This window comes from Shewanella bicestrii, from assembly GCF_002216875.1.
Classification (GTDB): domain Bacteria; phylum Pseudomonadota; class Gammaproteobacteria; order Enterobacterales; family Shewanellaceae; genus Shewanella; species Shewanella seohaensis.
Genome location: NZ_CP022359.1, coordinates 97,131 through 117,133, shown reverse-complemented (window position 1 = coordinate 117,133; position 20,003 = coordinate 97,131). Strand labels below are relative to the sequence as shown.

Genomic DNA, 20,003 nt, shown 5'->3' with positions numbered 1-20,003 from the left:
TTATGAGTTGGGTTGCGCACCTATTTCAAGCCCTGTTCAATTCGGCGTTGGGCGAATCGATCATGAATTTCAATGTAACGCAGTGCTGAATGCATGTTTTTCCAGCCGACATAGGCCATCAAAGACTTCAGATCCCACTGTTGAGTGCCGGCCCAGGAGGCGAAACCACGTCGCAGTGAGTGGCTGCTATACTGCTCTGCATCCGTAATGCCTGATGCCAAAAAGAACTGGCGTAATAAAGGGATAATACTGCGGGGATTCAGCGCTTTCTCGGACAATTTTCCATTCTGGCTGATTTTACGAAACACAGGCCCGTTTTGTAGTCCTGTATGGTGAAGCCAATCCAGATAGGCTGAGACCGGGCATAGCCGACTCAGAACAGGAACCCTGTGTGTCACACCGCGTCCGGCAACATCGGTTTTGGTCCGAGGTAAATACAATGTCATTCCTTCCCCTGGTGTGACAGTGATGTGCTCTATGCGCAGCCGACACAGCTCGTCACTACGAAAGGCACGCCAGAACCCGATGAGCAGCAGTGCTTTATTTCTTAAAAGAACGCAGAGATTAACAGAGCTGGGAGCCTGTTCACGTGCTTGTCCTATCTGCAGCTCCAACCACTGGCAAATCGTTTCCAATGTCTCCAGTTGCAGAGGCTTGGCCTGCTTTTCCTGAGCTGGGTGTAACTCTACGATTCCCTTAAGCACTTTCTTGACTAAAGGAGCTTTGGTCGGATCTGCGAAGCCTTGTGACTGATGCCATTGTGCCAAAGCGGCTAGCCGTTGTTTCAGAGTGCTGTACGCCAACGTTTCGGCATGGTCAACTAAATAACGGGCAATTTGCTCTGCTGTAGCCGGTAGCATTCCTTGCCAGCTGACTTCATAGTGCTCAATCGCAGTTCGGTAACTGTTGCGAGTATTGTCTCTGGTCGCAGCATGAAGATAACGCTCAAGGCGACTCATAAACGTTATTGCACCAGATAAGGTTTATTGATGGTATCAGCTAATTCTTCCCCTTTATAAAAGGGCTGGATCCAAATAAGCTTCCGTTCTTGCCTGTCAGGACCATGCGCTTGCTGCCGCCAATGGCCTCGAACCATAAATCGAAACATAGACTTCGCTCGTTTTCCTGAATATTCACCAACGCCAGACAAACCAGGCTGTTTGATCACAATAGGTCTTACAGAACCACCCACTTCTTGGTACGCCAACGTTGTGAGCTGCTGTGCCGTCTTGAGTACTTTCCGTCTCTTTACTGGAGAAGCGATGCTCTGCGCTTTCAATTCCATATCCCGTCGCGGCGTCAAAACTGCGGTCAGCTCTGCTTGTGCCGAGGATATATAGAGGATCGCGTTAAGCACAATGCGATAAAATAGCAAACCATCGGTATAAAACGCGTCGTCATCCTGTGCGCAAACACTTGCTCCCGTGAAGGCAAGTCCCATCCCTTCATTTTGAGGTGTCAAGGTCTCCCAGTCGGTGCGAAGCGCTTGTTCCAGCGTCCAATGATCTGGTATATAGAGCTCTCGTTTTTGCATGCTGTAGACGTGGTGCGGCGCTTTGGCATGCCAGGCGTTGATAACCAGTTTTCGCCCGGGTAACCCATCAGTCGCCTGATGCAAGGTCAAAAAGACCGAGATAGGTGCAGCCTGATCTACCGTCGCCTTTGTCGAAGATGCATGGTAAATCTGTTGCATCGCGTTGATCATGACGGGTGAGGTAAATGTAAAAAGGCAGGTCGTAAAGGGCAATTGGATGCAAGGAGCCATCGTATTGATCTCTGTATGCGCCAAATGTTCAGTCAGATGATCACTAAAATGAAACGCCTTTTGCCCTGCTAATGCAAAATTGACAACGCAGTGGTACTCTTGCGTGACAGTCAGATACATGCTGGCAAAACCCGCTCTTAGCTGATCTAAAGCCTGAGAATGCAATTGGGTTAAGGATAGCCCTGTCGATTTTATCAGATGCGCAAATAGTACTTCATCAAGCTTCGCCACGCATGCATCGAACTGGCTCTTGTAATCATCAACGCTGTGAATGCTGTTAATCGGTGGCCAATAGCTTTGTAGCGTCAGGGCATCCTGCTCAGCAAGCTCTACCACAAATGGCCTCAGTTTTTTGAGCAGGTCATAATAAGTAAAAACCAACGCCATGATTATCGTGCTTCTCGAGTGTGCCACAATCGTAACAGGTAGACAGTTTGCCCCTGCAGCTCATAGCGTAGTTCATACTGGCCAATCAACAAGCGGCGGACTTCTCGCGGCATAAACTCGAACAGCTGCTCACCGATCTGTGGGTTGATCAACAAAACCGTTGGCGCTCTCGTCAGACTCTGCACCGTTCGGGCCGCAGCCTGCGGGTGATCCGTAGCGAGAAATTCGTAGAGTCGCGCGATATCTGACAGAGCCTTACTGGTCCATTTCAACTCCATCAGCGCGGCACCGGCAAGGGCGTGTCGCTGCTAAGACTCTCTGCCCAGGCGAGCACAGCCTGATGATCAATCACCTGGCCTGCATCTACATCGGCAAGGGCTTCCCGTGTCAGCCGTTCACGTTCTTCTTCTTGCGACAGCCAGGCCGACAAGGCTTGTTTCATGATCCACCCACGCGAACGATCGAGCCGGCCAGCGGCCTGATCAAGCCGCTCTGCCAAGGGTTGTGGAATGTGCGCCGTCAATACTTTGGTCGCCGTTTGTGTCATGGTGAACCTCTTCGCATCAATATGATTCAAAACAAATCATAGTGATTCATGTCTATGATCGCAAGGTATGTCTGATGGAGTGCTGAGGTACAAAAGGCTGATTAAGTGTGGATTTCATACCGGTATCGGGCCAATGAAAGGCCATTTTGTCATTTTACATGCAATAAATTAAAATTATGGCATGTAGATTTGTAGTGAGGATTGACAGAAACTCACACCGAATTAATATGTAATTACATATTATGTAATACGATACAAAAACAAAAAGGCACCTTTCATGGCCAGAAGCGGGATCAGCAAAGCCCAGGTGAAAACTGCACGAGATAGCCTGTCAGCCCAAGGGGCTGCCATCACGATTGACAGCATTCGTCAGGCGCTTGGCAATACCGGTTCGAAAACCACCATCAGCCGGTATTTACAAGAGCTGGCTCAGGAAGTCCCCCCAGGTGCTCAGCGTTTGCCTGCCTTGTCTGATGAACTCGGTCAGTTGGTCGGTCAACTGGCCGAGCGACTGCAACAGGAAGCCAATGTCACCGTGGAAGCACACCAGGCACTCCATGATGCTGCCCGGCAGCAGTGGGACATGGAACGTCAGAGCTTCCACCAGGACACTGCACAATTACAGCAGCAGCTCAGGACCATCCAGTCAGCTCTGGTGAGCCAGGAGCAACAAAATACGGCACAGCAACAACAACTTCAGGCTTATGCCGTACGCCAAGCGCAATGGGAAGAGAAAATGACAGCCTTGCAGCTGCAACTGGGGGAAAAACAGCAGCAGATCAACTCACTGGAGGACAAACACCGGCATGCCCGCGATACACTGGAGCATTTTCGGGAATCCGTAAAAACACAACGTGAGCAGGAGCTACGCCGGCATGAGCACCAGGTACAACAAGTTCAGGCGGACTTCCGGCTGAGCCAGCAAGCGATCATGGTGAAGCAGCAGGAGTGTACCGCCCTGAAAGAGCAAGCCGTACAACTTGAGGCGCAATTGCAGCAAGCCCGGCAGTCTGCGATCCTGATGGAACAACAGTGGGTAACAAGCAAAAACACTGATCAGCAAGCAAATGAAGCTTTCCAGCAAGAATGTGTCGCTCTGCAGGCGCAGTTGTTCACCCTGCAAGAGCAGGAGCAGAGCTGGTTACAGGAAAAATCAGCGTTGGTGGCGACCATTCAGACGCAGCAATCGCTGTGGCAGCAGCTTTCCGTTGCCCAAGGTACATCAAAGCGACTCACTTCAACCAAGACCAAGACGTGACTGCGCCAGCTCACGATCAATATGAGCTTGGTGGTGTGGCATATTGACGTCTGATCGCAGTAAAAAAGCCCCGGCATCAGCCGGGGCAAAGAGTGGATTCTTGCAGGTACGTAATCAACAAGGCCAACTGTGAAAGTTAACGCCGTCAGTTTAGCGATAAACTTAGTCAGTTTAAATCTGAAAGTGACTGTCTGACTATCAGGTTTTAACTGATATTTATTTATGACTGTGGCATTGAGGCTGGCCGGCGATAGCGTGGCAATGTCAGCTTTTTCTGATGAAACAAAGAGGATCACGATGGTCTGGCTCCTGACAAAATACGCCATCACGGCATTGCTGGTGGTTGCTATCTCGGAGATCGCGAAACGCAGCGACCGTTTGGGTGGCTTGATTGCAGCATTACCGATGGTGACGGTGTTAACATTGGTCTGGCTATATCTTGAACGCCAGCCGACCGAGAAAATTGGCAACCATGCCTGGTATACCTTCTGGTACGTGTTGCCGACTTTACCGATGTTTCTGGTGTTTCCCCGCCTGTTGCAGAAATTTGGCTTTTGGCCGGCCCTGTTGCTCTGTGCTGTGCTGACGATGGTGCTTTTTGTCGTGCTAGCTTATGTGCTGCGGCAGTTCGATATTCAGCTGTGGTAGCGCAGCGGCTTGAACTTGCAAATGACAATGATTGCTAAATGGCCCAGAGCCCGTTACACTCAGCTGTCCTCATTTTAAAGGCATCGTTGAATTGGCCCGCATTCTGCTCATCATCATTTTCCTGTTCCAGCACACCGTGCTGGCTGCGCAGGGCTTTGTGGTGCATTTGCCGGACGATTCTCATGATCTGCTGTGGTCGGTTGAACAACCACACAGCCATGGTCCAAACCATGATCATGACGATGATGACGAGCATCATGCTGAGCATGATGCGAAAACGACAGACCAGCTCCTGTCATCTGAAGCTTCGAATATCCATGATGCTTCAGCGCACGAACACCCTAGTCATATTCATCTGGTTGCTGACTTACCAGCGCAGCCGTATTCCTGTTTCACCGTTAAAAATGGCACTGAACGTTATGTTCACAAAAGCCAATTAACCGGTATTACTCACACGCCACCAGTCCCACCACCAAACGCCTGATCCTGTTTTATTTATTCCATTTTTGAATAGTAATCAGGAGCATACCTATGCGTATGAAAAAATCTGTGCCTATGGGCGCGATGTTGCTGTGCTTTGCATCGTCTGTTGCTTTTGCACAAACAGCGCCACTGAATTTAGCGCAAGCACTCGAAAAAACCCTTAAACAAAGTCCGGTTTTGCAGGAATATCCGTACCAATTGCGGCTCAATGAAGCGCAGCGGTTACAGGCTGGGCTCAAGCCCAATCCAGACATCGGGGTGGAACTTGAAAACGTTGCCGGGACAGGCAGCAGCAAAGGGCTGGATAATGCCGAGCTGACACTGACCTTAAGCCAGTTGATTGAAATGGGCGACAAGCGTACCTATCGACTGGAGAAAACGCAGTGGCAACAAGCGTTGTTGCAGCAAAAGTTTGAGGTCAGCCGGCTGGATGCGTTGGCTGCCACTACTCGGAGTTATATTCGCCAGGTCGAACTGCAACAGCTGCACAAGCTGATTGAAAAGCGCATCGTCCGGGAACAACGTTTGCTGGACATCGCCAAGCAACGTGCTGCAGCCAGTAGCTTAAGTGATGCGGATGTCACCCGGCTGGAACTGCGTTTAACCCGCAGCCAACTGGAACTGAGCAGCGCCAACAATGCGATTGAATTGGGTCGTGCGCAGTTGGCTGCACACTGGGCATCGCAACCCGACTTCGGTCCCGTGCAGGGGGCTTTGGCAACACTGCCTTTGTTACCTTCCATCGCAGAACTGCAAACCAGTTTACTGCAGTCTCCAACTCTGACTCAGTTCGTCACGCAAACCCGTTTGCATGAAACCGAGCTGCAATTAGCCAAAGCGGAGCAAAAAGCCGATCTCCGTGTCAGCGCCGGCGTCCGGCGGATTGAAAGTCTGAACGACAATGCCCTAGTGCTTGGTGTGTCGATGCCATGGCAACTGCATGATCCGAGTGCGGGCCAGCGCCTCGCAGCGCAAACCCAGATTGAGCTCAGCAGTTTGCAACAACAACAGCTGCAGACCTCATTGCAACTGTTAGTGCGGCAAATTTATCTCGAACTGGAGCAGCTGCGGCAGTACAGCAAAGTGCTGCAGTCGACCTTGCTGCCGCAAACCCATAAGTTGCAACAGCTCAGTGAACAAGGCTATCAGCAAGGGCAAGTGGACTTGTTCAGTCTGCTTGCTGCTGAGCAGGAACTGCGCCAGGCCGAAGTGGACTTGCTCAGTGCTCAGAGTCGCTTCCATCTGCAATTACTTGAACTTGAACGTTTAACTGGCCATGCCCTGACCGTCTCCGGGCCGGTGCGTTTGTCGTCTGTGGAGAACTAACATGACTACTTTTTTCCGTATGCTGCAAATCGGTCTGACACTGTTCAGCCTTTGCATGGCTTCAACTCAGGCCCTCGCCAAAGCGGCTGCATCGAACGAAGTTGCTGCAGCAGAACCTGCCAAAGGGCCACAGGGTGGCCGTCTGTTTGAAAAAGACGGTTTTGCGGTAGAGATCAGCATTTTTGAATCCGGTGTTCCTCCTGAAATGCGGGTGTTCAGCTATCTCAACAGCACGCCGGTGAAACCGCAGGATGTTTCACTGCAAGTCACCTTATCCCGGCTGGATGGCGAACAAAATCAGCTCAAGTTTTCGCCGGAAGCTGGCTATCTGCTTGGGGATGCCACCATTGTGGAACCGCATTCCTATGCAGTCAGTGTCAATGCGGTTTATCAGGGCAAAACCTACCAATGGCAATATGATTCTTTCGAAGGACGGGTCGAGCTCAATGACCGGATGCTGGGCCTGACGGGTATTACCACTGAGCGGGCAACGGCCAGAGTACTGAAACAAAAGGTGCATTTGTTCGGGGTGGTGGCGGTTGATCCCAGCCGGCAATTCTCAGTCCAGTCGCCTTACAACGGCCAGGCACAGCAAGTGCTGGTTGAGCTGGGGCAGCAGGTCAGTCAAGGGCAAGTGTTAGCGACCATCATGAATACCAGCACGCTGAAAACCTTCCCGATTAAAGCGCCTGCCGCTGGTGTCGTCACCAAACGCCTGGTGAATGCAGGTCAGGTGGTGGGTGGCGAACCGCTGTTTGAAGTGGTGGATCACAGCCGGGTCTTCGTGGAGTTATCCGCTTTTCCTTCGGATATCAGTCAGCTGAAAACCGGACAAATCGTCGAAGTTTTCGATATGCACCAGGCAGAGAAAACCCAAAGCACGCTCAGCTTTGTGTCTCCTGCCATGACTGATGGCCACATTGCCCGCGTCCGTACTGTGATTGACAACACGAGCGGACATTGGCGACCCGGTATGCATGTCAATGCGGACATCATCACTGCAGAGCGCGAAGTGGCCCTGGCGGTGCGGAAAAATGCCGTGCAGTCGTTTCGGGATATGGCGGTGGTGTTTGCCAAAATTGGCAATACCTTTGAAGTGCGGATGCTGGAGTTTGGTAGCGAAGACGACGATTACATCGAAGTCCTCGGCGGCTTAAAACCGGACACTGAATACGCCACTGAAAACAGTTTCTTACTCAAAGCCGATGTCGAAAAAGACGGCGCCAGCCACGATCACTAGGAGCGGCCGTCATGATTGATTTTATCTTGAGAATAGCCCTCGCCAGAAGATTTCTGGTGATTGGGCTCACGTTGCTGATGGCGGCTATTGGCGTGTGGCATGCCAAACAGTTGCCGATGGATGCTGTCCCTGACATTACCAACGTGCAGGTGCAGATTAACACCGAAGCACCGGGTTATTCGCCGCTTGAAACCGAGCAACGCTTAACCTTGCTGATTGAAAATGCGATGGCTGGTTTACCGAAACTGGAATACACCCGTTCGGTATCCCGTTATGCCATTTCGCAGGTGACTGTAGTGTTTAAAGATGGCACCGATATCTATTGGGCACGCCAATTGGTCAGTGAACGACTGCAAGGGGTTCGTGACCAATTGCCGGCGGATGTCAGTGCTTCATTAGGCCCTATCGCCACCGGCCTTGGCGAAATCTTTATGTATACGGTCAGTGCGGATCCCGACGCGCGCAAAGCGGATGGCACGCCTTATAGTGCAGAAGATTTGCGGACCTTGCAGGATTTCACCATCAAACCCCAGCTGGTGAAAACCGCCGGGGTGACCGAGGTGAACTCGATTGGTGGTTACGTCAGGCAATACCAGGTGGCACCAAACGCCGGCAAATTACTGGCGTATAAGCTGACGATGGACGACCTGGCCAAAGCGCTTTCCCGCAATAACAACAATGTCGGGGCCGGATATATGGAGCGTCATGGCGCTCAGTGGCTGGTCCGCGCACCGGGTCAACTGACCGGTATTGCAGATATTGCGAGCTTAGTGGTCGCCAAACGGGATGATGGTCCAGTACGTTTGCGCGATGTGGCCGATGTGTTCATCGGTAAGGAACTGAGGACGGGTGCTGCTCTGCAAAACGGCGAAGAAACGGTGCTCGGTACAGTGTTTATGCTGGTTGGTGAAAACAGCCGGACCGTGTCCAAACGTGTCTTTGAACGATTGGAGCAGATCAACAGCACCTTGCCGACGGGCGTCAAAGCGATCCCTGTCTACAACCGCAGTACCCTGGTCGATAAAACCATTGAAACGGTGCAGAAAAACCTGTTCGAAGGGGCAGTTCTGGTCATCGTCGTGCTCTTTATCTTCCTGGGGAATCTGCGTGCAGCCTTTATCACTGCCTTAGTTATTCCGCTTAGCATGTTGTTTGCGATTAGCGGCATGGCGATGAACCGGGTCAGTGGCAATCTGATGAGTCTGGGTGCCATTGATTTTGGTTTGATGGTGGATGGCGCTGTCATTGTGGTGGAAAACTGCTTACGCCGGTTAGGCATGGCACAACATCAACACCAGCGGCTGCTTAATACGCAGGAACGGCTTGAGGTGGTCTATCAGGCGACCCGCGAAGTGTTCACGCCCGCCGTGTTTGGCGTGCTGATTATCATGCTGGTGTTTATGCCGATTTTTGCCCTGTCTGGCGTGGAAGGCAAAATGTTCCATCCGATGGCCTTTACGGTGATTGCTGCATTGCTGGGTGCCTTAGTGCTGGCTGTTACCTTTGTGCCGGCTGCTATTGCGCTGTTTGTTCGCGGCAAAGTCAGCGAGCAAGACAGCAGACTGATGTGTGCCCTCAAAACAGGCTATCAGCGCGTGCTGCAGTTAGGCTTGCGCCATGCAGTGCCTGCAGTGGTACTGGCCCTGTCGCTGGTCGGCTGGAGTGGGTATCAGGCAAGCCAGATGGGCAGTGAGTTCATGCCACAGCTGGACGAAGGCGATGTCGCACTGCATGCATTGCGGGTGCCTGGCACCGGGCTTGATCAATCGATTCGGATGCAGAACCTGCTGGAAAAGGAAATTGCCTCTTTACCACAAGTGGAGCGTATTTTCTCAAAAATAGGCACTGCAGAGATTGCGACCGATCCGATGCCGCCGAGTGTTGCGGACACCTTCCTTATCATCAAGCCGCAATCCCAGTGGCCGGATCCAACGATGTCGAAGCAGGCATTTATCGAGCTGCTCAGGAAAAAAGTGGAGGCGGTGCCGGGTAACAAGTATGAGTTCACCCAGCCGATTGAGATGCGCTTTAACGAATTGATCGCCGGGGTCCGGACTGATGTTGCAGTCAGGATTTATGGCGACGACTTAGAGAAGCTCAAAGAAATTGGTGACAAGGCTGCGGCCATTCTGGCGCAAATTCCTGGTGCTGTAGATGTGCGGATGGAGCAAGCGACAGGATTGCCGCTGTTGTCGGTTGAATCTGAGCGAGACCATCTGGCCTTGCTTGGCATTGATGTTGCGACCATTCAGCAAACGGTACAAACCGCGGTAGGCGGTCAGCAGCTTGGGGTGATCTTTGACGGTGACAAGCGTTTCCCGCTGGTGATGCGTCTCAATGAATCCCAACGTAGCGACCCGGCGCAGCTGGCGCGTTTGCCGGTTGCGTTGCCAACCGATGCGTTCAATGAAATGACCTATGTCCCGCTTGGTGAAGTGGCACAGCTGGTGCAACTGACTGGCCCCAACCAAATCAACCGGGAAAGCGGCAAGCGCAACGTGGTGGTGACTGCCAACGTCTCGGACCGGGACTTGGGTAGCTTTATCGCGGATGCCCAAGGTGCATTAGGTGCTGATTTGGAATTGCCAGCCGGCTATTGGCTGGGTTATGGCGGCACCTTTGAACAATTGCAGTCAGCCAGCAGCCGGTTGCAATGGTTGGTGCCACTGACCTTGTTGCTGATTTTTGGCTTGCTGTTCAGTGCACTCAATTCTGCCAAGGACGCGCTGATTGTGTTTAGCGGCGTCCCGCTCGCTTTGACGGGTGGTATTGCCGCCTTGTTGCTGCGCGATATGCCGTTATCCATTTCCGCTGCAGTTGGCTTTATTGCGCTGTCCGGTATCGCGGTGCTTAACGGCGTCGTGATGATGGCGATGATCAAGCAGTTGCGTGAGCAGGGCCTGTCACTCCTGGTTGCCATTGAACAAGGCGCAGTGCAGCGCTTGCGTCCGGTGCTGATGACAGCGTTGGTGGCAAGCCTTGGCTTCGTGCCGATGGCGATTAACACCGGAACGGGTGCCGAAATTCAGCGACCGCTGGCAACTGTGGTGATTGGCGGCATTCTGACTTCGACCTTACTGACCTTAGTGATCCTGCCTGCGTTGTACCGTTTGGTGCATCGCCGCGAAAGCGGGAATTGATGTTGTTCTGAATCCAAAGCCCCTCCTGGTGGAGGGGCATATCAAGAAGGAAAAAATGATGCTGTTTAATGGTTCAGTGCTGAAAAGCAAAACCCTGTGGCTTTTTTCGCTGCTGTGGTTAGGACTGTTTACGACTTCAGCTTATGCTCACGGCGTGGCTGCTGGCGATCAGGCTTTTATCGAGCAAGCCAAAGGGTTGCAGTTGCTGCCCTTTATTTACCTCGGTGCCAAGCACATGGTGACCGGTTATGACCACCTGCTGTTTTTGGCCGGGGTCATCTTCTTTTTGTACCGCATGAAAGATATCGCGATTTACGTCACCCTGTTTGCCGTGGGTCACAGTCTGACGTTGCTGGGCGGTGTGCTTACCGGTTTTCATGTGAACCCGTATCTGGTCGATGCGTTGATTGGCATTTCCATCGTGTATAAGGCACTCGATAACATGCAGGCGTTTGAGAGCTGGTTCGGTAAAAGACCAGATCCCAAACTGATGGTCTGGTTGTTTGGCCTGATCCACGGATTTGGCCTGGCCAGTAAAGTGCAGGATTTTGAACTGGACCCTGCAGGTCTGGTCGGCAACATGCTGGCGTTTAACATCGGGGTTGAACTGGGGCAATTGTTGGCGCTGGGTTTGATCCTGATCCTGATGAATTTCTGGCGCACCAAAGCGTCTTTCCACAGACATGCCTTTCGCTCCAACCAAGTGCTGATGTCAGCCGGTTTTATTTTCTTCTTTTATCAACTGACCGGCCTGTTTGTGGCCGCTTAAGGATTTGCAATGAACACTTTTATCGAAAAAACAGCCCCAAGCGCAAAATCATTATGGACTGCCACAGCTGCGGCTGCGGTCGTTGCTGCGGTGATCACCACCTTATTTATTCTGCCGGCGGAATACGGTCTGGATCCGACGGGTGTGGGTAAACTGACAGGCCTCACGGCCATTGCACAAGCAGGTGACCCTGACGCACAAATGCAGGAAGTGCAGCCACAACAGGCCCAGGCGCAGCAATCGGGCGATGGCAGCTTACTGGCCGGCGCGAATTTGAGCCCGGTCACGAAACAAGATTCTGAACTCAAAAGCAAAACGATGGAACTGACGCTGGCACCGGGTAAAGGCGCTGAACTGAAAGCAAAAATGCAAAAAGGTCAAAGTATCGTCTTTAGCTGGAGTTCTAATGCAGCACCACTGTTGGTGGACATGCATGGTGAAGAATTCAACGCGAAAGCGGATGAATACACCAGCTACTGGCTGGACCGGTCACAAAATGCAGGTAGCGGCAATTTTGTGGCGCCTTTTGACGGTACGCATGGCTGGTATTGGAAAAACAAAGGAACTGAACCTGTGGTTGTGACTGTGACAATCCATGGTTTTTTTGCTGATTTTTATAAACCGTAATAACACTCTAGGAGATATGTAACATGAAAAAATTAACTGCTTTAATTCTTGGCGTTGGCCTGGCACTGGCGTCACAACAAGTGCTCGCGCACGGCAACCATGCGGATGTAGAGCCAATTACTCAGGCTGAAGCATCAACCAAAGCGCAACAAGTGCTGGAAAAACTGGTCGCCGGCAACAAACTCGGCGGCAGCTGGGGTTCTGTGAAAGCGAAAGAGATCAGCGAGAAAAAATCGCACCATGGTGACCCTGTGTGGGTGGCTCTTTATGTCAATGCAGATGAAAAAGATGCCGGTAAGCAGAACCTCTATATCGTACTGGACGAGGTTGGTAACGTCGTGTCAGCTGAGCATACAGAAAAGCTGTGATTGAGCTTAAGTAACTAACTTTAAGGCCGGTGTCTGCACCGGCCTTTGTTTTTCTGACTCTGGCAATTCATTTCAAAATGCCATTCTTCAATGCACGCAATGCATTATTATGAATTTCATATAGTTAAGCTCTTAGCGTACGTTTCCGTACCATTGGGCTTCATACCCCAGCACCACTCGCTTGAATGTATTTGCAGCAATAATCATGTACCTGGCCATTGAGTATCTCAAAATGGGTCTTCTCTTCACCTAGGGGCGAAAACTGTAGCCAACGCCTCGCATAGCATGCATCTGTTGAAAGGATGCCCTGTCTATCCATCATGGACAGAGCCATGTTGTAAATGGGGGAACCGCAGAATTCGGAAAAAATCGTACGCTAAGCTAACGGTGTTCTCGTGACAGCTCTTTGACTAGGCTTTCTAAGGCCATTCTGATAGCCCTGACTTCCTGAAAAGCCATGGCTAAAATTTGTGCGGCTAAAAGGGATAACCGATGGTAAAGTAAGTTATCCCTGTCGAGATACTGAAAAGCGTTATCCTCGTTTTTCCCAAAACTGTTTTGCCAGTTCGCTCAGAGCGCTAGTTAACTGAGCGACAGATTTCGCACTTTGCAAATTATTCTGCCCGGTCTGTACATTGGTATCAGCAGCATCGCGTATATTGATAATACTGCGGTTTATGTCTTCACTTACTGCTCCCTGCTGCTCGACCGCAGTCGCTATTTGCGCGTTCATGTCGGTAATTTCGTTAACGCGTTGGCCAATTCCATCAAGAGCTGTAGCTGCTTCCTCTGCGTGAGCTACACTCGTGTGCGCTTGCCGACTACTTTGCTCCATGACTGTAACAGCGGATTGCGCTCGCTCTTGTAGAGCGCTGATCATGCTTTGAATATCCGTTGTCGATTGCTGTGTGCGAGCAGCAAGACTGCGAACCTCATCGGCGACAACAGCAAAACCACGCCCCTGCTCACCAGCACGCGCGGCCTCAATTGCTGCGTTGAGTGCCAACAAATTCGTTTGCTCGGAGATCCCTCGTATAACGTCAAGAACTTTTGATATCTCGTTACTTTGACCTTCAAGCTCATGAATAACCTGAGCGGCTTGCCTAATTTCACCTTCAAGGGCAGTGATTGACTGGCTTGTGTGGGCTACCAGACGCTGGCCAGATGCCGCCTCAGTGTCTGCTCTTCCGGCCGCATCTGCAGCATGCTGTGCATTGCTCGCAACCTCTTGAATGCTTGCCGCCATTTGGTTTACTGCCGTTGCTATTTGATCTGTCTCTGCCTGCTGCTCAACTGTAAGTACATTGCTTGACTCAATATCCTTTAGTAGGCCTCGGGTGTGTTCGCTAAGCCGATTTGATGCATCACCTATGCGACCTACTACGGCGCCTGTTTCAGCTTGCATCATTCGTAAAGCAAACTCTATTTGGCCAAACTCATCGGTGCGCCCAGTGTAGAGGGATTGACTTAATGGGTTATTGGAAATATTCCTGGCTCTTTCAACCAGTCTTCCAAGAGGAGAGAGAATAGCCAAAACACTAACAGAGCTTAAGCTTCCTGACATTAAAGTGGCTAACAATAAGCTGCTTATTGATGTATCAGTAAGCATGCCGGCAGCCATTGCGCTTGATATAATACTACCCCATATGAGCAAGAGTATTTTCACGGAAAAGCTAGCAGCCAATTTCGGCCTCGCGGCCTTCCCGCTTCTCAATTGAGCATATAATTTTTCCGCAGCCAAAACCTGCTCAGGTTCAGGCTTGGTCCTTACAGACTGGTATTCAACAATCGAACCATTCTTAGCTATTGGCGTTACATAAGCACTTACCCAATAGTGGTCGCCATTTTTACAGCGATTTTTTACTAGCCCCATCCATGAGCGGCCAGATTTTAATGTACTCCACATATGCTCAAATGCAGCAGGCGGCATATCTGGGTGTCTTACGATGTTGTGAGGCTGGCCTAATAGTTCTTCCTCAGTGAAACCACTGATTTTAATGAAGTCAGGATTAACGTACGTGATATGGCTTTGAGGGGAGGTAGTCGAAAGAATATTGGCATCTTTTGGGAGTTCTAAGTTTCGACCCGTCACTGGTAAATTCTGGCGCATAAGAACCTCAAGGGTTGGCTGTTTTATTTTATTGTTTTCGGCATTAAGCCCAATTTCTTGAGCGTTACGATAAAGCTAAATAACTGTGCGAAATAGTAGATCACTCAGGTAAGGGAACTCAATGCAGTTTGATCTGATCCAATACTTTTGGACACCACGCTAAGTGAGTAAAATGACTTAACGAGGTGAATATGACAACCAAAAAGACCCGCAAGACTCACACTGCTGAATTTAAAGCTGAAGCCCTGAAGTTAGCCGAACGTGTTGGTGTTGCTGAAGCGGCCAGGCAGCTCAAAATCTACGAATCACAACTTTATAACTGGCGCTCTGCCATTGAGAAGAAATCTACAACTAGCCAACGCGAAGCTGAGCTCGCTGCTGAAGTTGCCAAGTTAAAACGCCAGTTAGCCGACCAAGCTGAGGATTTAGCCATCCTAAAAAAGGCGGCCACCTACTTCGCGAAGAATCAAAAGTAGATCGATTCGAATTTATGCTCGAACACCAGCACCAGTTTCGCCTAAAGCCAATGGCGACGGTGCTTGGCGTGACGCGAAGTGGGTATTATGCCTGGCGAAAATCAAGCAAAGAACCGAGTGCGCGCTTGCTCAAACAGCACAACCGTGATGAGCAAATCAAAGCTATTTTTGTCCAGAGCAAGGAGCGCTCAGGCGCTCGGCGTATTCAAGTCGACCTCGCGGAAGATGGAGAATGCGCGGATCTAAAAACCATTATAAACAGCATGACAAGGCAGAATTTAGTGGCTAAAGCGGCACGAAAATTCAAAACAACAACTGACAGCGATCACCAGCTTCCGGTAGCGCCAAACCTGCTGGAGCAGAACTTCGATGCCACCGGCCCGAACCAAAAATGGGTCGGTGATATCACGTATCTGATGACAAGCGAAGGCTGGCTATATCTGGCGGTGATTATCGATTTGTACTCACGCGCAGTGATTGGCTGGTCAATGAGTAATCGCATGACAGCTCAGCTGGCTTGTGATGCACTGACTATGGCGTTGTTTCGTCGTGGATTCCCTAAAAACGTGATCGTTCATAGCGACCGCGGCAGTCAATATTGTTCACATGCTTATCGGGATCTGATTGAAAAACATCAGCTTACCCAAAGTATGAGCCGCAAAGCCTGCTGCTGGGACAACGCCTGTGCAGAAAGCTTCTTCCATTCACTAAAGGTTGAGGCCATTCAGTACGAGCCAATCATGAACCGGGAAACTATGAAACAAACCGTGTTTGAGTACATCGAAGTTGATTACAACAAAACCAGAAGGCATAGTTCACTTGGCTATTTAAGCCCTGAGAATTTTGAACTGAAACACAGTGCTTAGTTAAGTGTCCAAAGTTAGCGGATCAGATCAGTTTGCGCGATCAGATCAGTCGCCAAACAAACCAAACCCACAAACGCATTGAGTATGAACAAAATAGCATTTTTGTACGGCGCTGAACAATGATTGACGATCTAACGCTCCAGAACCAAATCAGGGATCTGGCTTTAGCGAGTCGGAGCGAACCGACCGATGGTTGGCGTACCGAAGAGCTTGACCCTAAGTTGTGGAACGGTTGGCGTAAAATGATTCAGGGGGACCGGCTAGAAATCGCTGAATACGATCTGACGGCTAAGGTTAGCCAAGGGGACTCTCCTAGTGACAAGCCCGGAGTGGTTGAAGGTCTAAAACAAAGAATAAGGGCTTACAACTTTAGTAAACAAAGGACGTCATCAATAGCAGTGATATAAAAAGTTATCTTTGCCGCCCCGATAAGGCTTTACGGGGCGACTAAGTCTCACCCAACCGACAATTCCGATAGTTTCAGAATAAGCTTTGAGTTTTCTAAGATTGGAATTACTACACCACAGCACGTACTCGAGATACTACAAATAGCTTTTTGGTAGGACCGATACCGAATAAATATCCATAATACATCAGGAGAAACTTTTTTTAATTTTCTGTAACCGGTCATAAATCAGTGGCGGATAATTTGCATGATATTCACCACACTCTGGGCAATGCTCTTGTTTTAGGTACGCTTGATTGTCGAGATCTTGATAAGGAAAAACGCTGAAGAGAAGTTCGTGCTGCATAAGCGTTTTATAAAAACTCTTATGATAAGGTGCAATCTCGCTGTCTTTGATTTTGTCGAAATATAGGTCAACGCTGTTCAAAATGCTCATAATTTCTTTAACCCCGTCGAACCTTAAAATGTCGTCATCTTTGTGAATATCAACATCTAAGCTCTCTAGATCCTCAATGAAACATTTAATCGCTCGCCGGGAATGCAAAAGGATCATTTGCGACTTGCCATCAATCATCTTTTCCTGATCGTAGCTAAAATTTTTAATGTTTCTTTCGACGAACATATAAAGTTCGTGAAGCTGATTCAACTCGTGCCTCAGTTGCTCCTTCGTATATTCCTTTTCGATTTGCTGATGGAGGATGCCATTAGCGTCAATCTGAGCTTTTAACACCAGAAAGAGAAGCACTGAACCCAGAATTTGTAAAAATGGGCTTGAAATACCTCCAAGAGCATCTCCTATTTCGCCATAACCTTTCAAATATTGCAGCGGAAGAAGAGGTGCAAACAAAGGGATAAGCAGGCAAGCCGCACCACCAATGACTATGACCCAGAAAGCTATTTTGGTAACAGGAGAGTTATAGATATTCATTTTTACACCTTTTCAGAATTTTCTTTTCTGTACGCGCTAGGAGTTTTGCCAATTTTTTTCTTAAACAACTTTTGAAAGTGTTCATGTGCCGGATACCCAATGGCTTCACTCACTTCGGGAACAGACTTACCGGATTCTTTAAGCAGCTGCTTTGCTTTTTCAAGCCGACAATAGGTTAAATAATCAAGAGGTGTCATGCCTGACAGCTCCTTAAATTTGACGCTGTAGTTCGTACGCGACATCCCCGCAATCCCGGCGAGATCGTCAAGACCCCATTTTTTATCGAGACTATGATGAATAGCTTCCAAGGTTTTGCTGAGTTGCGGATTTTCGATCAGTTTGAAGAATCCAGCATTTTTATTGGATTTGTACATGTGGATTCTTAACGCTTGCACGAAGATAATTTCGGTCAGCTTTCTGACTAACGTGTTGCTTCCAGGAAGCCCTGATTTTGCTTCCTGCTCTATAATACTTAAAAGCATGGCAAGCCAAGGCGAGTGGGAGTTATCAGCACTCTTGATATGCACGACATTTGGCAGCGAATTTAAGAATGGATGATCGGGTCCGCCATTAAAACAAAAATGTCCGCAAACGACGTTGGCTTTGAGCTTGCTCTGATCACCGTATTCCAAAACTTGAGCTTCGGTGAGGTTGGCTTTAGCTCTAAATTCGACCGCAGGCTCGGCCTTGATTTTTGGTGCACTGGCCATGGTGTGCTCCATCCCTTTGAAAAAGATCAAAATATCGCCCTGCTCCGCCAATGCTTTAAGTTTAAGTTTTGGCACCTCATACCAAAACTCGCCATGAGTCACGATGTGAAATCTCGCTAGATTCTCTTCCTGCGGGAGGCTGATGCCCCAGTCTCCCGCAAATGAGGTTCTATACCAGTAGCTGCTAGTAAGCTCTACCTTATCTAAAATTTCACTGAGAACATCCATATATAGCTCCTACGTAAACTGTCCAATAGGTCATGTTATACGAACTATTGAACATATTATATCTATTTTACATGCTGTAAAGTCAGTCTAATCAGTAAGTGGATGAAAACTAAGGAGGCTTTATGAAACTAGATTATGTGATCGTTGCCGGAGGGTGTTTTTGGGGTCTCGAAGACCTCCTTAGGAGTCTGGACGGTGTGACGTCAACGAAGGTGGGCTACTCTGGCGGAGATTTTGATGATCCTACCTACGCCGATATTATAACAGGGAAAACGGGGCACGCCGAAGCGGTTCGCGTGGAATACGACCAAGACGAAATATCTCTCGAAGAGATTCTACATTACTTTTTCAAAATCCATGATCCGACTACGAAGAATCGCCAAGGAAATGATGTTGGCACTTCGTATCGCTCGGCAGCGTTCTATCGTGACGATGCACAGAAAGCGATTATCGAAAACGTGATTGATGAGGTCAATGAGATCGGTCGCTTCGAGAATGAAGTGGTCACGACCGTCACCCTGGAAAAAGAATTCTACGACGCTGAGGCATATCACCAAAACTATTTGCAGAGGAATCCCAGCGGATACTCTTGCCATTTTGAAAGAGACTAAATCATGAACCAAATGAACGAGGAAAAAATGAAAGCACTTAAGAATGTTGTTATTTATACGAAAGACCATTGTCCATTTTGCGCACGCGTGAAGAATTACCTAACTGCTGAAAAGGTCGATTTCAAACAAATTCGCGTAGACGACGATCCGAAGACTTACCTGGAGTTGAAGGAAAGAACAAATCTCCAAACTGTACCGCAAGTTTTTGTGGATGGAGAATTCATTGGTAGTGCTACAGACTTCTTCTCGTGGATTGATAGCTAAAGAGTGAACCCTAAAATAAAGGAGCAAATATATGTTCAATTGGAAAAGCATTTACAACTACCTGGATAACGGCACTCCCGCGCCTCCCAAAAAAGTAGAAAAGAGCGAGGAAGAGTGGAAAGAAATTCTGACGCCAGCGCAATTTCGGGTCATGCGGATGAAAGGCACCGAACGCGCGCACACCGGAGAACTCTGTTCATTTTATGAAGCTGGAAGGTACGCCTGTGTGGGCTGCGACACCGAACTCTTTGACTCGAACCTAAAGTTCGATTCGGGAACGGGATGGCCGAGTTTTTCTGAGCCAGTCGCAGACAACGTAATTCAATATGAACTGGATACGACCTTCGGGCGCAGAATCGAAGTGCTATGCAATGTGTGCGAAGCCCATCTGGGGCACGCTTTTCCAGACGGTCCTGAGCCATCAGGGGTCCGATTCTGTATTAACTCGGAGTCATTGAAGTTTGTAGAATAATTTTTAAATCGAGGGGGTTTATGAAAGTGAACCTTTTGAAAAAAGGAGCCGTTCGTGTTGATTAAGCTGTTCGGTCATAAAGACTGCCATAAAACCAAGATTTACCATTCGTACTTGCAAGAAAAAGGGAGCCAGTTTGTTTTTTTGGATGTTCATGAAGACGACGCGGCTGCTGATGAACTGTGCTCCCTCTATTCGAACGGAAAGCTGAATTTCCCGACAATAGTGGTTGGGACAAAGAAGCTGAGAAACCCCAAGTTCAAGGACCTTGACAGGTGGTTGGAAGCTTCAATGAAATAATGAGTTTTTTAGAATTATTAATAACTTAATAAGCAGTAAGATCAATGATTACAGCAATTTTCCGCAGTTGTGTT

General features: G+C 49.2%; 21 protein-coding genes. 14 read left to right on the top strand and 7 right to left on the bottom strand.

All coding sequences use genetic code 11. The features are described from left to right. Nucleotides 1-20 precede the first annotated feature (20 nt). From CF168_RS21650 to CF168_RS21635, 4 genes are read right to left on the bottom strand one after another with little or no spacing between them, the layout of a single operon-like run. Nucleotides 21-959, bottom strand: a complete 939-nt coding sequence (locus CF168_RS21650) for a site-specific integrase (protein WP_089069036.1) — start codon at nucleotides 957-959, stop codon at nucleotides 21-23. A 5-nt stretch (nucleotides 960-964) separates the two neighbouring features. Continuing rightward, the gene (locus tag CF168_RS21645; RefSeq protein ID WP_089069035.1) at nucleotides 965-2,152 is read right to left on the bottom strand and encodes a hypothetical protein; all 1,188 of its coding nucleotides are present in this window, start codon (nucleotides 2,150-2,152) and stop codon (nucleotides 965-967) included. 2 nt (nucleotides 2,153-2,154) lie between these two features. Next, the gene (locus CF168_RS21640; RefSeq protein WP_089069034.1) at nucleotides 2,155-2,430 is read right to left on the bottom strand and encodes a type II toxin-antitoxin system RelE/ParE family toxin; all 276 of its coding nucleotides are present in this window, start codon (nucleotides 2,428-2,430) and stop codon (nucleotides 2,155-2,157) included. Beyond that, nucleotides 2,430-2,699, bottom strand: coding sequence for a CopG family ribbon-helix-helix protein (locus CF168_RS21635; RefSeq protein WP_089069033.1), 270 nt, complete (start codon nucleotides 2,697-2,699; stop codon nucleotides 2,430-2,432). Before CF168_RS21635 ends, CF168_RS21640 begins: the two co-directional genes overlap by 1 nt. A gap of 277 nt (nucleotides 2,700-2,976) precedes the next feature. Between CF168_RS21635 and CF168_RS21630 the strand changes: the two genes are divergently transcribed. The 9 genes from CF168_RS21630 to CF168_RS21590 all read left to right on the top strand — a co-directional run bounded on the left by CF168_RS21630 (nucleotide 2,977) and on the right by CF168_RS21590 (nucleotide 12,558). Then, nucleotides 2,977-3,957 carry a DNA-binding protein gene (locus CF168_RS21630; RefSeq protein WP_089069032.1) on the top strand — a complete coding sequence of 327 codons (981 nt, stop codon included), beginning with the start codon at nucleotides 2,977-2,979 and terminating at the stop codon, nucleotides 3,955-3,957. Between the two features lie 297 nt (nucleotides 3,958-4,254). Beyond that, nucleotides 4,255-4,605, top strand: a complete 351-nt coding sequence (locus tag CF168_RS21625) for a DUF3147 family protein (protein ID WP_089069031.1) — start codon at nucleotides 4,255-4,257, stop codon at nucleotides 4,603-4,605. Between the two features lie 91 nt (nucleotides 4,606-4,696). After that, a complete protein-coding gene (locus CF168_RS21620) occupies nucleotides 4,697-5,089 on the top strand; it encodes a hypothetical protein (RefSeq protein WP_089069030.1) in 393 nt (130 codons plus the stop codon). A 47-nt stretch (nucleotides 5,090-5,136) separates the two neighbouring features. Beyond that, the gene (locus CF168_RS21615; protein WP_089069029.1) at nucleotides 5,137-6,414 is read left to right on the top strand and encodes a TolC family protein; all 1,278 of its coding nucleotides are present in this window, start codon (nucleotides 5,137-5,139) and stop codon (nucleotides 6,412-6,414) included. Nucleotide 6,415: 1 nt separating this feature from the next. Then, nucleotides 6,416-7,654, top strand: a complete 1,239-nt coding sequence (locus tag CF168_RS21610) for an efflux RND transporter periplasmic adaptor subunit (protein WP_089069028.1) — start codon at nucleotides 6,416-6,418, stop codon at nucleotides 7,652-7,654. 11 nt (nucleotides 7,655-7,665) lie between these two features. After that, a complete protein-coding gene (locus tag CF168_RS21605) occupies nucleotides 7,666-10,794 on the top strand; it encodes an efflux RND transporter permease subunit (protein ID WP_089069027.1) in 3,129 nt (1,042 codons plus the stop codon). Nucleotides 10,795-10,849: 55 nt separating this feature from the next. Beyond that, nucleotides 10,850-11,563 carry a HupE/UreJ family protein gene (locus CF168_RS21600; protein WP_089069026.1) on the top strand — a complete coding sequence of 238 codons (714 nt, stop codon included), beginning with the start codon at nucleotides 10,850-10,852 and terminating at the stop codon, nucleotides 11,561-11,563. Nucleotides 11,564-11,572: 9 nt separating this feature from the next. Further along, nucleotides 11,573-12,190, top strand: a complete 618-nt coding sequence (locus tag CF168_RS21595; protein WP_089069025.1) for a hypothetical protein — start codon at nucleotides 11,573-11,575, stop codon at nucleotides 12,188-12,190. A gap of 23 nt (nucleotides 12,191-12,213) precedes the next feature. After that, nucleotides 12,214-12,558 carry a DUF6488 family protein gene (locus CF168_RS21590; protein ID WP_089069021.1) on the top strand — a complete coding sequence of 115 codons (345 nt, stop codon included), beginning with the start codon at nucleotides 12,214-12,216 and terminating at the stop codon, nucleotides 12,556-12,558. A 532-nt stretch (nucleotides 12,559-13,090) separates the two neighbouring features. Here CF168_RS21590 and CF168_RS21585 read toward each other — a convergent pair. Beyond that, nucleotides 13,091-14,668 carry a methyl-accepting chemotaxis protein gene (locus tag CF168_RS21585; RefSeq protein ID WP_089069024.1) on the bottom strand — a complete coding sequence of 526 codons (1,578 nt, stop codon included), beginning with the start codon at nucleotides 14,666-14,668 and terminating at the stop codon, nucleotides 13,091-13,093. 191 nt (nucleotides 14,669-14,859) lie between these two features. On the opposite strand from CF168_RS21585, the gene CF168_RS21580 reads away from it, so the two are divergent. After that, a protein-coding gene (locus CF168_RS21580; protein ID WP_089069023.1) for an IS3 family transposase occupies nucleotides 14,860-16,010 on the top strand; the annotation gives its coding sequence in 2 pieces (ribosomal slippage) (nucleotides 14,860-15,103 and nucleotides 15,103-16,010; 1,152 coding nt in all). Nucleotides 16,011-16,603: 593 nt separating this feature from the next. On the opposite strand, the gene CF168_RS21570 is transcribed toward CF168_RS21580, so the two are convergent. After that, entirely contained in the window at nucleotides 16,604-17,344 is a 741-nt protein-coding gene (locus tag CF168_RS21570) for a hypothetical protein (protein WP_004911216.1), read from the bottom strand. A gap of 2 nt (nucleotides 17,345-17,346) precedes the next feature. Beyond that, a complete protein-coding gene (locus tag CF168_RS21565; RefSeq protein ID WP_002123001.1) occupies nucleotides 17,347-18,282 on the bottom strand; it encodes an AraC family transcriptional regulator in 936 nt (311 codons plus the stop codon). Nucleotides 18,283-18,404: 122 nt separating this feature from the next. On the opposite strand from CF168_RS21565, the gene msrA reads away from it, so the two are divergent. Genes msrA through CF168_RS21545 form a run of 4 tightly spaced genes read left to right on the top strand, consistent with a single transcriptional unit; the run spans nucleotide 18,405 to nucleotide 19,929 of the window. After that, nucleotides 18,405-18,893, top strand: coding sequence for a peptide-methionine (S)-S-oxide reductase MsrA (gene msrA / locus CF168_RS21560; protein ID WP_069785042.1), 489 nt, complete (start codon nucleotides 18,405-18,407; stop codon nucleotides 18,891-18,893). 3 nt (nucleotides 18,894-18,896) lie between these two features. Beyond that, complete coding sequence (locus CF168_RS21555) at nucleotides 18,897-19,157, top strand: glutaredoxin (RefSeq protein WP_005403706.1); 261 nt, start codon at nucleotides 18,897-18,899, stop codon at nucleotides 19,155-19,157. 31 nt (nucleotides 19,158-19,188) lie between these two features. Beyond that, on the top strand, nucleotides 19,189-19,629 hold the full coding sequence (gene msrB, locus CF168_RS21550) for a peptide-methionine (R)-S-oxide reductase MsrB (protein ID WP_005403705.1): 441 nt from the start codon (nucleotides 19,189-19,191) through the stop codon (nucleotides 19,627-19,629). A 54-nt stretch (nucleotides 19,630-19,683) separates the two neighbouring features. After that, complete coding sequence (locus CF168_RS21545; RefSeq protein ID WP_011711656.1) at nucleotides 19,684-19,929, top strand: glutaredoxin family protein; 246 nt, start codon at nucleotides 19,684-19,686, stop codon at nucleotides 19,927-19,929. Nucleotides 19,930-20,003: the final 74 nt, after the last annotated feature.